Annotated in this window: 8 protein-coding genes; 5 read left to right on the top strand and 3 right to left on the bottom strand. The window is 72.7% G+C overall.

Annotated features, from left to right (window positions below; all coding sequences use genetic code 11):
• Positions 1 to 760 precede the first annotated feature (760 nt).
• Both hrpA and FREUN1FDRAFT_RS34905 read left to right on the top strand, forming a co-directional pair.
• Positions 761 to 5,071, top strand: a complete 4,311-nt coding sequence (gene hrpA, locus FREUN1FDRAFT_RS34910; protein WP_006545097.1) for an ATP-dependent RNA helicase HrpA — start codon at positions 761 to 763, stop codon at positions 5,069 to 5,071.
• A 368-nt stretch (positions 5,072 to 5,439) separates the two neighbouring features.
• A complete protein-coding gene (locus FREUN1FDRAFT_RS34905; protein WP_232295556.1) occupies positions 5,440 to 6,549 on the top strand; it encodes a PHB depolymerase family esterase in 1,110 nt (369 codons plus the stop codon).
• Positions 6,550 to 6,700: 151 nt separating this feature from the next.
• Here the strand turns inward: FREUN1FDRAFT_RS34905 and FREUN1FDRAFT_RS34900 are convergent, their stop codons facing one another.
• The gene (locus FREUN1FDRAFT_RS34900; protein WP_006545095.1) at positions 6,701 to 7,930 is read right to left on the bottom strand and encodes a UDP-glucose--hexose-1-phosphate uridylyltransferase; all 1,230 of its coding nucleotides are present in this window, start codon (positions 7,928 to 7,930) and stop codon (positions 6,701 to 6,703) included.
• 243 nt (positions 7,931 to 8,173) lie between these two features.
• On the opposite strand from FREUN1FDRAFT_RS34900, the gene soxR reads away from it, so the two are divergent.
• From soxR to FREUN1FDRAFT_RS34885, 3 genes are all read left to right on the top strand, one after another.
• Positions 8,174 to 8,641 carry a redox-sensitive transcriptional activator SoxR gene (soxR, locus tag FREUN1FDRAFT_RS34895; RefSeq protein WP_006545094.1) on the top strand — a complete coding sequence of 156 codons (468 nt, stop codon included), beginning with the start codon at positions 8,174 to 8,176 and terminating at the stop codon, positions 8,639 to 8,641.
• Between the two features lie 113 nt (positions 8,642 to 8,754).
• A complete protein-coding gene (locus tag FREUN1FDRAFT_RS34890) occupies positions 8,755 to 9,507 on the top strand; it encodes an NADPH-dependent FMN reductase (RefSeq protein WP_006545093.1) in 753 nt (250 codons plus the stop codon).
• A 316-nt stretch (positions 9,508 to 9,823) separates the two neighbouring features.
• Positions 9,824 to 11,080 carry an ABC transporter substrate-binding protein gene (locus tag FREUN1FDRAFT_RS34885; protein ID WP_035956958.1) on the top strand — a complete coding sequence of 419 codons (1,257 nt, stop codon included), beginning with the start codon at positions 9,824 to 9,826 and terminating at the stop codon, positions 11,078 to 11,080.
• Positions 11,081 to 11,239: 159 nt separating this feature from the next.
• Here the strand turns inward: FREUN1FDRAFT_RS34885 and FREUN1FDRAFT_RS34880 are convergent, their stop codons facing one another.
• On the bottom strand, positions 11,240 to 11,980 hold the full coding sequence (locus FREUN1FDRAFT_RS34880; RefSeq protein WP_006545091.1) for an ABC transporter ATP-binding protein: 741 nt from the start codon (positions 11,978 to 11,980) through the stop codon (positions 11,240 to 11,242).
• On the bottom strand, positions 11,977 to 13,253 hold a 1,277-nt coding region (locus FREUN1FDRAFT_RS34875), incomplete at its 5' end, for an ABC transporter ATP-binding protein (RefSeq protein WP_006545090.1). The genes FREUN1FDRAFT_RS34875 and FREUN1FDRAFT_RS34880, both read right to left, overlap by 4 nt.

Here is a 13,253-nt window from a genome sequence, read left to right as displayed (position 1 = left end):
AAGCCGGAGGCGCCGCCGAGCGACTGGCAGGCCCAGCGTGCCCGTTGGGACTTCTTCAACTCGATCCGGACGACCGCCGCCGTCAGCGCTCTGGTGCTCCTCGCCGTGGCGGCAACGGCCGCCTGATACAGCACCCCGGCTGGTACGGAGTCCTGGCCGCCCCACTCGACGCAGGTACACGAACGCGGCCGGGCCCCTGAACGCGGTGGCCCGGTGGCGCGAGTCCGAAGAAGGAAGGATTGTGGTCGCTGGGACGACCACAATCCTTCACTCTTGCGGATCAGCAGATGACTCTGCGACCGTTTTATCCAAACTTTTCATGAATTGTCGGCATGGCCGGCAGAAGCGTCCGATGGCGAAGACCGGCCGGGGAGCCGCACCGAGAACCTTCGGACCACCCTCAGTAAGACCGCGGCGCCAGGCCACCGCGGCGCCACCGCGCAGCACCACCGGTTCCCGCCACCGCGGTGCTCGGCGGGAATGTGTTCGGCCACCCGAACGCTGGAAAAGCAGGTGCCCGCACGCGGCGTCCCGGGCACAATGCTCCCCCGGGAGCCCCGCTACGCCACGGCGGCTCCCACCCGCCTCGGCGCGGGCGCAGTGTGACCGGTCGGGTAGTTCGCCGGTCGCCACCTGCGCCCGCCGAGGCAGCCAGGAACGCCGATCCGACGACCGCCCGGGACAAACGCTGCCAGTGATCTCTCCAGCCGAATCGCCGCCGCCGCGGCTGTCGGAGCTGCGCGCTCACCTCCCCCGGCTGATGGCCCTCGACGCGCATCGCCTCGGCCGCCGCCTCGACCGGGCTCGGAAGACGCGGGACGCCGGCGCGCGCGAGTCCTCCATCGCACGCATCGCGGCCGACGTCGAAGCCGCACGCCTTCGGGTCTCGGCGCGGCAGGCGAGCGTGCCGCTCATCCACTACCCGGAGGAGCTGCCCGTCAGCCAGCGCCGGGACGAGCTCCTGGCCGCCATCCGTGACCACCAGGTCGTGGTCATCGCCGGTGAGACCGGCTCGGGGAAGACCACGCAGATCCCCAAGCTGTGCCTGGAGCTGGGCCGCGGGGTGCTCGGCATGATCGGGCACACCCAGCCACGGCGGATCGCGGCACGCACCGTCGCCGAACGGATCGCGGCGGAGCTGGGCAGCACGATCGCGGGGCGCGACCAGCGGAACACCGCCCCCGCGCAGGGCGGACCCGCGCAGGGTGGACCCGCGCAGGGCGGACCCGCGCAGGGTGGACCCGACCAGCCCAGCCAACCCGACCTAGCCGATCAGCCCGACCCAAACGACCTGACCGACCTAACCGATCAGACCGACCAGCCGGGTGGCGCGGCCACTGACGGGCTGGTGGGTTATCAGATGCGGTTCACCGACCGGGTCGGGCCCACCACCCTCATCAAGCTGATGACGGACGGCATCCTGCTCAACGAGCTCGCCGCCGACCGGATGCTGCGCCAGTACGACACGCTCATCATCGACGAGGCGCACGAGCGCAGCCTCAACATCGATTTCATTCTCGGCTACCTGCACGGGCTTCTCCCCCGCCGCCCGGACCTCAAGGTGATCATCACCTCGGCGACGATCGATCCGCACCGGTTCGCCCGTCACTTCCACGGAGCGCCGGTGATCGAGGTGTCGGGCCGCACCTATCCGGTGGAGATGCGGTATCGCCCTCTCACCGGTTCCGACGGCGGCGACGCCGATGACCGCGGTGACCGCGGTGACCGCCACGATGGCACGGATCGAAGCTCCGCACGCGAGCGCGAACGCGAGCGGAACCGCGGCCGCGACCGCGACCGTGACCGCGCCAGGGATCGAGGCCGCGAGCGGGATCGCGACCGGGAGTCCGACCGGGACAGCGAGCGGGACCAGGTCTCGGCGATCTGCGACGCCGTGGACGAGCTGTGTGCTGAGGGACCGGGCGACATCCTGGTGTTCCTCAGCGGCGAGCGGGAGATCCGGGACACCGCCGAGGCCCTGGCCCGGCAGGACCGCCCGGCCACCGAGGTGCTGCCGTTGTACGCGAGGCTGTCCTCGGCCGAGCAGCACCGGGTGTTCAGCCCGCATACCGGTCGGCGGATCGTGCTGGCCACGAACGTCGCCGAGACGTCGCTGACCGTCCCGGGAATCCGGTATGTGATCGACCCCGGGCTCGCCCGCGTCTCTCGGTACAGCCATCGGACGAAGGTGCAGCGGCTGCCGATCGAGCCGGTCTCCCAGGCATCGGCGAACCAGCGCGCCGGCCGGTGCGGACGGACGTCCGACGGCATCTGCATCCGGCTGTACGCCGAGGACGATTTTCTCGCCCGGCCGGCCTTCACCGATCCCGAGATCCTGCGGACGAACCTCGCGTCGGTGATCCTGCAGATGGAGGCCCTCGGCCTCGGCGAGATGGCCGATTTCCCGTTCCTCGACGCACCCGAGACACGTCAGATCACCGATGGTGTGCGGCTGCTGACAGAGCTGGGGGCGCTGATCGAGGACGCCGAGCCCGGCCGGCGGCTCACCCCGGTCGGGCGCAGCCTGGCCCAGCTCCCGGTCGATCCGCGGCTGGCCCGGATGGTGCTCGCCGCCGGGGAGCTCGGCTGCCTGTCGGAGGTCCTCGTCATCGCCTCGGCGCTGGCGATCCAGGACCCGCGGGAACGGCCGGTGGAGCAGCGCGCCGCCGCCGACCTGGCCCACGCCCGGTTCACCGATCCGACGTCGGACTTCCTGTCGATCCTGAACCTGTGGCGGCATCTGCGCACCGCGCGCGAGGAGCGGTCGTCCAACCAGTTCCGCCGCCTGTGCCGCACCGAGTTCCTGAACTACCTGCGCATCCGGGAGTGGCAGGACGTCCACGGCCAGCTGCGCTCGATCGCGCGGAACCTGGGGCTGACGCCGAACGACAGCCCGGCGGACGTCCGATCGCTGCACCAGGCGCTGCTGACCGGGCTGCTGTCCCACATCGGCCGCTACGAGCCCGAGAAGAAGGACTACCTCGGGGCACGCGGTGCCCGGTTCGCGATCTTCCCGGGATCCGGGCTGGCACGCCGGCGGCCGGCACGGCCGGAGAGCCCGCAGGCGGCCGGCGCGGACGCCGGCGGCACGGGCGGCGGGGCCGGCGAGGGCTCGGACGCCCAGGGCGACCGGCGCGGGCCCGGGATCCCGACCTGGGTGATGGCCGCGGAGCTGGTGGAGACGTCCCGGCTGTGGGCCCGCACGGTGGCGCGCGTCGAGCCCGACTGGGTCGAGCCGCTGGCGGAGCACCTGCTGCGCCGCACCTACAGCGAGCCGCACTGGTCGCGCCGGCAGGCGGCGGCGTTGGCCTACGAGAAGGTCACGCTCTACGGCGTCCCGCTGGTGACCGCGCGGCTGGTGCAGTACGGCCGGATCGACCCGGTGGTGAGCCGGGAGCTGTTCGTCCGGCACGCGCTGGTGGAGGGCGACTGGAACACCCGCCACGCGTTCTTCCAGGCGAACCGGGAGCTGCTCGCGGACGTCGAGGAGCTGGAGCACCGGGCCCGGCGCCGCGACATCCTCGTCGACGACCAGACCCTGTACGACTTCTACGACCAGCGGATCCCCGCGGACGTCGTCTCGGGCGGCCATTTCGACACCTGGTGGAAGGCGACCCGGCGCACGCAGCCCGACCTGCTCGACTTCTCCGCGGCGATGCTGGTCAACGACCGCGCCGGCGCGATCCGCGCGCAGGACTACCCGGACGTCTGGGTCGCTGGCGAAGTGGAGCTGCCGCTCACGTACCAGTTCACGCCCGGCGAGGCCGCCGACGGCGTGACCGTGCGGGTGCCGCTGCCGGTGCTGGGAACACTGCCGGCCGAGCCGTTCACCTGGCAGGTGCCCGGGCTGCGCGAGGAGCTGATCACCGCGATGATCCGCGGGCTGCCCAAGGTCGTCCGGCGCGGCTTCGTGCCCGCGCCGAACTACGCGCGGGCCGTGCTCGACCGGATCACCCCGGACGACCATCCGCTGGCCGACGCGGTCGCGGCGGAGCTGCACCGGATGAGCGGAGCCGCGCTGCCACCCGGGGTCTGGGCGCCGCCCCGCCTGGTGGAGATGCTGCCGCCCCATCTGCGGATGACGTTCCGGGTGGTCGACGACCGCGGGGCGACGCTCGCCGAGGGCAAGGACCTGGCGGAGCTGCGGGCCCGGCTGCGGCCGAAGACCCGGGCGGTGGTCTCCGCCGCCGCCGCGGGGGTGGAGCGCTCGGGCCTGCGGGCCTGGGAGATCGGCACCCTGCCGACGGTGATCGAGCGCACCCGCGGCGGGCATGTCGTGCGGGCCCATCCGGCGCTCGTGGACGAGGGCGCCTCGGTGTCCGTCCGTGTCTTCGACAACCCGGACGAGGCCGACGCCGCGATGTGGGCCGGCACCCGGCGGCTGCTGCTGCTGGGAGTGCCATCCCCCGTCCGGGGCATCATCGGTCGGCTGCCGAACACGGCGAAGCTGGCCCTGAGCAACAATCCGCACCGCGACGTCAGCGACCTGCTGGACGACTGCGTCGCCTGCGCCGTCGACACGCTGCTGCGCCGGGCAGGCGGGCCCGCGCGGGACGAGGCCGGCTTCGGGGCCCTGCTCGAGGTCGTGCGCGCCGAGCTGCCGGAGCGCTCGTTGGCGGTGGTGCGGGCCACCGAGCGGGTGCTGGCGCTGGCGCACCAGGTCGACCGGAGCCTGCGCACGCTGACCAGCCCGGCGTTGCTGGCGACCACGGCTGACCTGCGTGGCCAGCTCGACGACCTGATCCACCGCGGCTTCGTGGCCCGGACGGGCTTCGAGCGGCTGCCCGATCTGGAGCGCTATCTCACCGCCGCCGCGCGGCGCGTCGACCGGCTGCCCGGCGACGCCGCCCGGGATCGCCAGCTCACCACCCGGGTGGGCCATGTTCTGACGGCCTACCGCGAGCTGGTCAAGGAGCTGGGCCCGGCCGCCGCCGCGACGGAGCCCGTCGCGGCGGTCCGCTGGATGATCGAGGAACTGCGGGTGAGCCTGTTCGCGCAGGCGCTGCGCACGCCGTACCCGGTCTCCGAGGAACGCATCTACCGGGCGATCGACGGCCTTCGCCATCCCTGACGGCACCGGGTCTGACAACACCGGGTCTGACAACACCGGGTCGCCGGCTCCCGCGACTGCGGGCCGCCGCGGTCGGCTGGCGTTGCTACCGGACAAGATCTGCGGCTTTTGGCCGTTCCAACGACCAAAAGCGGCAGATCTTCGAACTGCGGCCGTGGGGTTTGGATGGGCGGCTCGCCCGCCGACCGCAACCCGCGGATGACCACCGGGGGGGCACCCGGGGTGGCGGTGCCGCCGCGGCCCGCATCACGGCTGGTAGGGCCGTCAGCACCGATCCGAGGCGCTATTACGATGACGTCGGCCGCGACCCCGCGGCGAAGTCAGCGACATACATCTATCTGCCTGTATCTACCTGATCGAGAGCCCGGGTGGGGGGTGCAGTGGCGTTCGGCCACCGACGAGTCATCGCGCTCCTCGTCGCCGTCGGCCTGCCACTCATAGCCCTCCTCGCGACACAGATCGCCCTGGAGGCGACCGGCTTCCCGTCCGCGACGAGCGCCGCCTCCGCCGCGCACGTGGTCGCCGAGGCCTCCCCGGGCACCACGACCGCCCCCGCGACGGGCACCACGACCGGTGCGGCGCGGCACACGGCGGCGCCCGAGGGCACCGCCGCCGCCGAGTCGGGAGCCTCGGCCTCCTCATCAGCTGGGACAGCGGCCTCAGCTGAGACTGCGGCCTCAGCTGGGACTGCGGCCTCGCCCACCAGCGGCGCGGCGTCGTCGACCGTGACGCCGGCCTCCACCACCGCCACCGCCGCGGCGGGCGCCACCTACACCGAGCTCGTCACACTGGCGTCCGGGCGCAGCTACGACCTGCACACCACCGTCCAGGCGGGGCAGCGCAGACCGCTGGTGATCCTCCTTCACGCGTACCTGCACGACGCGGCCGCGATGCGCGACCTCAGTGGCGCGACCCCGTACTCCGACGAGCACGGATTCGTCCTCGCCTACGGGCATGCGATCGACGGGGCCTGGAACTCCGGCACCTGCTGCGCGGGCGTGAACGGTGTCGACGACGTCGCCTACCTTCGAGAGCTCGTGGCGGACGTGGAACGACGAACCCCGGTCGACCCGACCCGGGTCTACGTCTGGGGCTACTCGAACGGCGGCATGATGGCGGCGCGGTCCGTCTGCGAGGCGCCCGACGTCTTCGCCGCCGCCGGAGTCGTCGCCGGCGCGCTTCTCGTGCCCTGTCAACAGGCGCCCATTCGGATGATGCACATCCACGGCACCCAGGACACGACCGTGCCCTGGCGCGGAGGCTGGTCGGACTACGTGAAGGTCACGTTCCCCGACTCACGCACCGAATCCTCGCGGGTGACCAGTTCGTCGGTGGTGGTCGGTGTGCCCTGGGACGGCGGTCACGACTGGCCGTGGTGGGCCACCGGGAAGCTCTGGGAGTTCTCCTCCCAGCAACGCCTGGCCAGCCAGCAAGCCGTGGACGGCGACGCCGACGACGCTCTTCCCGGCACGCCCTGACCGGCCACCGACCCGACCCAACCCGGCCCGCCCCCCGACCCCCCACCGCAGCGGCTCCAAGATCTGAGGATTTCGGTCGTCCCCACGACCACGATCGTCAAGTCTTGCTCGGCAGCAGCGGCAGGCCGAAGCACAGGACCCGCCCGGCAGTTCACACAGCGGCGGGCGGCTCTGTCACGCGGCGGCGGGCGGCGCGCAGGCGGGCGGCGGCGTCCTCGGGCGTGATGTCGCGCTGCATCCCGGCGAACAGGTCGTAGCCCACCACGTGCTTGCGCACCGTCGGCGACCGCAGCAACGGCGGGTGAAAATGGGCGTGGAGCTGCCAGTGCTCCGTTGACGACCCCGCTGGCGACCCGGCAGAGCCGTCGTGCGGGCCGGGGGCGGCATGCCAACCCATCGAGTACGGAAAGGGACTGTCGAACAAGGCGTCATAGGTGCGCAGCAGCGAACGCAGCACGCCTGCCAGCGAGTCACGCTCCGGGCCGGTCAGGTCGTGCAGCAGGCGCACCGGACGGCGGGGCAACAGCAGCGTCTCGAAGGGCCACAGCGCCCAGTAGGGCACGACGACGACCCAGTGGTCGTCCGCCACCACCACCCGGCTCGGCCCGGACGCCGCGCCCGCCGCGTCGAGGTCGGACTCCAGCGCCGCGTAGTCGACGAGCAGGGAGGTGCCCTGCGCCTGCAGGTAGGCCCGTTGGGAGCGGTCCTCGGCGGCCGGCAGGTCCGGCAGGAACGACGACGCCCAGATCTGGCCGTGCGGATGCGGGCTGGACGCGCCCATCGCCGCCCCACGGTTCTCGAAGATCTGCACCCACGTCCAGGTACGGGCCAGGTCGCGCTCCTGCTCGGCCCAGGTGTCGACGACAGCGCGGACCCGCTCGAGGGGCAGGCTTGCCAGGGTGAGGTCGTGGCGTGGGTCGAAACAGACGACACGGCAGGTTCCCGCACCCGGAGCCGCCCGCAGCAGCGCGGACGCCCGGGCATCGGACATCGGCGCCGCACCGTCCGCCATGTGCGGCAGCGCACCGTTCACCGCGTTCGGCAGCGCACCGTTCACCGCGCTCGGCGCGGCCTCGCCCAGCCAGCCGCCCGGCGCGTCGGAAGATCCGGGCCGCAGCGCCGGAAAGTCGTTCTCGAACACGTAGACGCCGTCGTAGTCCGGATTCCCGATGCCGGAGGCCCGCGCGTTTCCGGGGCAGAGATGACATTCGGGATCGTAGGCGGGGAGGTCGGTGGCGACCTTCTCCTCGCCGCCGCGCCACGGGCGCGCGACCCGGCCCGCCGACACGAGAATCCAGCGCCCGGTAAGAGGGTCGAAGCGCCGATGCGCGCCATCGCCGGCCTCCTCCGGCCCGCCGACCGCTGCCGGCAGGGCCAGCACACCGGGCTGCGCGCCCGTACCGCTCGGGCCCGTACCGCTCAGGCCTGTACCGCTCGGGCCCGTACCGCTCGGGCCCGTACCGCTCGGGCCCGTACCGCTCGGGCCCGGACGGTCGTCTGACACGGGACCGTCATCTGATCGGGGAACCGCGGCAAGCACGGTCAAATCGTAGCGAGCCCAGAGTCAGGCCGCCGGCCCGGAAACCTAAAGCTCACTTCATGTTGATCGCTGTACGGTCGGGAAATGGACGCCTCGGACGCCATGACGCTCGGTGAAGTCGTGCGCCGCAGTGGCTTCAGTGCCTCGGCGCTGCGTTTCTACGAGCGGGAAGGGCTGCTGAGCACAACGCGGACCAGCGGCGGCCAGCGCCGGTACCCGCGCCACGCCCTGCGTCGGCTGGCCTTCATCCGCGCGGCCCGCAACGTGGGGCTCAGCCTGGACGAGATCCGCGAGTCGCTGCAGCGCCTGCCGGCCGAACGTACTCCCACCAAGGCCGACTGGACCGCGATCTCGCGGGCCTGGCGCAGCCGGCTCAACGAGCAGATCGAGGCACTGGAACGGCTGCGTGACGGCCTCGACACCTGCATCGGCTGCGGCTGCCTGTCGCTGCGGCGCTGCCACATGTCGAACCCCGACGACCACGTCGCCGTCTTCGGCCCCGGAGCGGTGGCACTGCCGCCCGCATTGCGACGCCGCGCCGATCGGTACTGAACCCTGCCAGTACGCTTTCCGTCGCTTCCGCGCCACGCCTTGCGGTAGGCAGATTTCGTCCCACGAGGTCCCGCGGGCGAGATCGGCAGCGGCTTTGCGACGAGGAGGAGTCGATGGTCGACGCGCACAGCGCGTTCACGTCGAACGGTGAAGGTGTGCACACGGGTGAGGGCGAGCCGCTCGCCCGCCGGGACACGAGCAGGCGCTCACGCCCCGTCGACCGGGCGGGTGGGGATGTGCTCGGCGACCTCGCCGCGCTGGCCGTGCGCAGCGGCCAGGCAGCCCGCCCGGATCGTCGGCGGCGCCCGACCATCGTGGGCTTAGGCGGGACGACCCGGCCGGAGTCGGCGTCGTTGCGCGCGCTGGAGACGGTGCTGCGGTCCATGGCCGCGGCGGGCGCGGAGACCGTGCTGCTCGGCTCGGTCGACATCGACCTGCCGATGTACGTTCCGGACCAGGTCGAGCGCACTCCCGCGGCTCGCCGGCTGGTCGCCGAGATCGCCCGGGCCGACGCGGTGGTGATCGCCACTCCCGGTTACCACGGCGGTGTGTCGGGGCTGGTCAAGAACGCGCTGGACTACCTGGAGGATCTCCGGGACGCACCGCGCCCCTACCTCGACGGCCGTGCCGTCGGGCTGATCGTCTGCGCGGACGGCCCCCAGACGGCGGGCACCACTCTCGCGGCGCTGCGTTCCTCGGTCCACGCGCTGCGCGGCTGGCCGACTCCGCTCGGCGTCTCGATCGACACCTCCACGGCACCCTTCGGGGCGGGCGGCGAGGTGCTCGACCGGCGGGCCGCGAGCCATCTGGAAACACTCACGGACCAGGTCATGGGCTTCACCTACGCCTGGTCGCAGGTCATCTGAGCCACCTGGCCAGCTGAGCGCGCCCTGAGCGAGCGCAGCGGCCTGTTGCAGGCTCTGGACGCCTCCTTGCGCCGCCTGGTCGCGCATCCGCGGCTGCTCGGGACGGGTGTGTGCGGCCTCGCCCCGGCGTGGCCGCAGATCCGCGAAAACTGTGCGTAGCGTTAGGTAAACGCCACACCAGCGGATTCTCGACTCACCTGCCGTAGGGATCACATCCGGACAGGGCTACCGTGGCGGGGCTTTCAGGGGTTGCGCGGGTGCCTGCGCCCGACACGCCGCCCCGCCAGCCCGCCAGGAGCATCAGGAAGGACAACCGGTGAGACGAGGTCTGGGCCTGCGGCTCGGCGCAGCCTGTATCGGAGCCGCGATGGCTCTCGCCGCCTGCGGTGGGAGCGACGACAGCGGCGGGGCGGCCTCCGATGGCACGGCCGCCGGATCGGGCACCCCGGTCAAGCTCATGGTCATCGCACCGGTCGGGACCACCGGCAGCAACTATCCCGAGCTGGTGGCAGCGGCCAGGGCGGCCGCCCGCGCGGTCAACGTCCGCGGCGGGATCAAGGGCCATCCCGTGGAGATCGTGCACTGCAACGAGAAGAACGACGCCGCGGCCGCGAAGGAATGCGCCCAGCAGGCCGTGGACGAGAAGGTCCTGGCCGTCGTGTCGGCGGTATCCGGATCCGGTGGGATCATGCCGATCCTGGAGCAGGCGGGCATCCCCGCCATCGGTTCGGCCGGCATCGCGGCGGATGGCTCCGAGCTCAGCTCGAAGGTGAGCTTCATGCTCAGCCCGCTCACCTTCTACCCGGCCGTCTGCCCGTCGCTGCTGCGCAAGGCCGGCGCGTCGAGCATCGGCCTGGTGGGGTATGACCTGTCCTACAGCGACCGGCTGATCACGATGGCCCAGGCGGGCGCACGGGCGGTCGGCACACCGCTCGCCCCCGAGCTGCGCATCCCGATCTCCACCAGCGACTTCACCCCGACCGTCACCCAGCTCACCAGGGCCAAGGCGAACGGGGCGGTGCTCGTGGTGTTCGACCAGGCCGCCTACGCCGTGATCAAGGGCGCGGGCACCGGCCTGCGGACCTGCCACGCGGCCGGCACGCTCTCGGAGAAGTACCTGGCCAGCCTCGGCGCGGCCGCCGACAACCTCGTTGTCGCCAGTCCGTTCCCCGAGCTCAGCCAGCAGGGCGAGTTCCCCGAGCTGGCCCGGATGATCTCCGAGCTCGACGCCGAGGAGAAGGCCGGCGACGCTGACGCCGCCGCCGACCTGCGCTCGGCGACCGGGTCCACCGCCGCCTGGCTTTCCGTGCAGGTGGCGGAGAAGGTCGGCAACGCCGTCCCGGGCGAGCTGACCTCGCAGGCCCTGCTCGACCAGCTGGGGAAGACCAAGGGGCTCGACCTCGGCCTGGTTCCGCCGCTGGACTTCACCACCCCGAACCCCGTTCCCGGCGTCGAGCGGGTCTTCAACACGACGATGCGCGGTGCCCGGTGGGACAGCGCCACCGGCGGGTTCGTGTCGCTCGGGCCGGAGACCTACGACGCGATGACCCTGCTGAAGCAGGGCGCCTCCTGATCGACGCCGCCGAGCGCGGTGCCCCCCGTAGCCGCGGCTCGAAGATCTGAGGATTTTCGTCGTTCCGACGACCAGGATCCTCAGATCTTGCTCAGAAGCAGTCGATGTCGAAGCCACCCGTTGGCCCGACACCGCGGACTTCCGGTTGATCGCCCGGTGTCAGGCGAGCGGCAGGTAGGCGCCGAGCAGGAGGTCGGGGTTCTCCCGCGCCTGCCGCGACGGGCCTGACCAGGAGATCTGCCCGTGCCGCAGGACGACTACCCGATCCGCGACGGCGAGGGCGCTGCGCACGTGCTGCTCGACGAGCAGCACGGCCAGTCCCCCGTCGGCCGCGGCCCGGACCACGCCCAACAGCCGTTCGGCCAGGCGCGGGGCCAGGCCGAGGGACAGTTCGTCGGCCAGCAGCGCGGCGGGGCGGCGGGCGAGGGCCCGGGCCAGTGCCACCATCTGCTGCTGTCCGCCGGAGAGCAGCCCGGCCCGTCGGTCGAGGTGGCTTTCGAGCTCGGGGAACGTCTGCAGGGCAAGGCCGACGTCCGCGCGGCCGATCCGCAGGTTCTCCCGAACCGTGAGATTCATGATCACCGACTTGTCCTCGGGGACGAGGGCGAGTCCGGCCCGCGCGCGCTGGTGCAGCGGCGCGGTCGTGATCTGGCCGCCCCAGCGGACGACGCCGGCGCGCGGCTGCAGCGCACCGCTCAGGGCCAGCAACGTCGTCGTCTTGCCGGCACCGTTCGGCCCGAGCAGCGTGACGACCTCACCCGGCCACAGCTCCAGGTCGAGGTCACGCACCACGGGCCCGGCGTCCCCGTAGCCGGCCGACAGCCCGCGCGCGCTCAGGACGGGTGTGCCGCTCCTGGGCCCCGCGTCGGCGACCGCGAGCGGCCCCCTGCCGGGGGTCAACGCCTGGTTCCGGCGGCCGGGCCGGTCGGGCCGGTCGGACTGCTCGCGACGGCCGGATCGGCCGGTCCCAGGTACGCGTCGCGCACCCGTTCGTTGACGCGGATCTGGCCGGGCGTGCCGCGCGCGATCACCTCGCCACCGTCGAGGACCACGACCTGGTCACAGATCCGCATCACCACCTCCATGTCGTGCTCGTTGAGCAGGATGCCCAGGCCCCAGTGGTCCGCGAGCCGGCGCAGCAGCGTCGCGACACCCGCGCTCTCGTTCTCGTCCAGCCCGGCGCACGGCTCGTCGAGAAGCAGGACGGACGGGCAGGTCGCGACGGCGCGGGCGATCGCCAGCAGGCGGCGGCGGCCGTAGGGCAGCTCCGACACCGGGCGGAGCAGGTCGACGCGGAGCCCGAACGCCTCGACCGCGGCCGCCGCGGCGGCCGGCAGCGGACGGGCCCGGGGCAGCACGAGGTCCCCCAGGTAGGCGCGGGCGTCCCGTGGGTCGCAGGCGGCCTGGATGTTCTCCATGACGGTGAGGTCCTCGAAAAGCTCCAGGTTCTGGAACGACCTGCTGATACCCGCGCGGGCGCGCAGATGGGCCGGCAGGCGGTCGAGGCGGGCCTCACCGAGCATCAGCGACTGCGAGACCGACCCCGTGTAGCCGGTGATCGCGTCAATCACTGTGGTCTTTCCGGCGCCGTTCGGGCCGATGACGCCGACGATCTGGCCTGGCTCCACCCGCAGATCGACGCCACGGATCACTTCCACCGCGCCGAAGCGCACCGAGAGCCCCCACGCGGAGAGCGTCGCCGGTCGGGCCGGATAGCCGACCGATCCCACCTGGCGCATCGGCCCGGTCTCCAGCCCGGTGGCCACCGGCCCCGCGGGAGCAGCGGGCTGGGCCGGAGCAGCGGGCTGGGCGGGAGAAACCGGAGCGGCGCGGACAGCCGGAACAGCCGGAACAGCGGCAACGGCGCCGATCGCCGGTACCGCGCCGAGCAGCCGGGTGACCCGGGCGGCGTCCGCGGCCGCGCGCCGCTCGAGGGCGGCCGGGAAACGGCGCTCGAGCACGCGCCGGGCGGTGCGGGCGTTCTCCGGCGCCATGCCGCCGCCCGACCGGGACAGCACGGTGACGAGCACCAGACCGCCGATCAGTGGGACGTAGCGGTCGAGATCCGCGAGCCAGTCGACGATGCGCCCACCCGCCGCGAAGGCGACGCCCGCGCAGACGGCGGCCGTCAGCCAGGGCAGCGCACGCCCGGCCAGGCGCCCGGCGCCACGCG

Source organism: Parafrankia sp. EUN1f (genome assembly GCF_000177675.1).
GTDB lineage: Bacteria > Actinomycetota > Actinomycetes > Frankiales > Frankiaceae > Parafrankia.
This window is presented reverse-complemented; position numbering and strand designations above follow the sequence as displayed.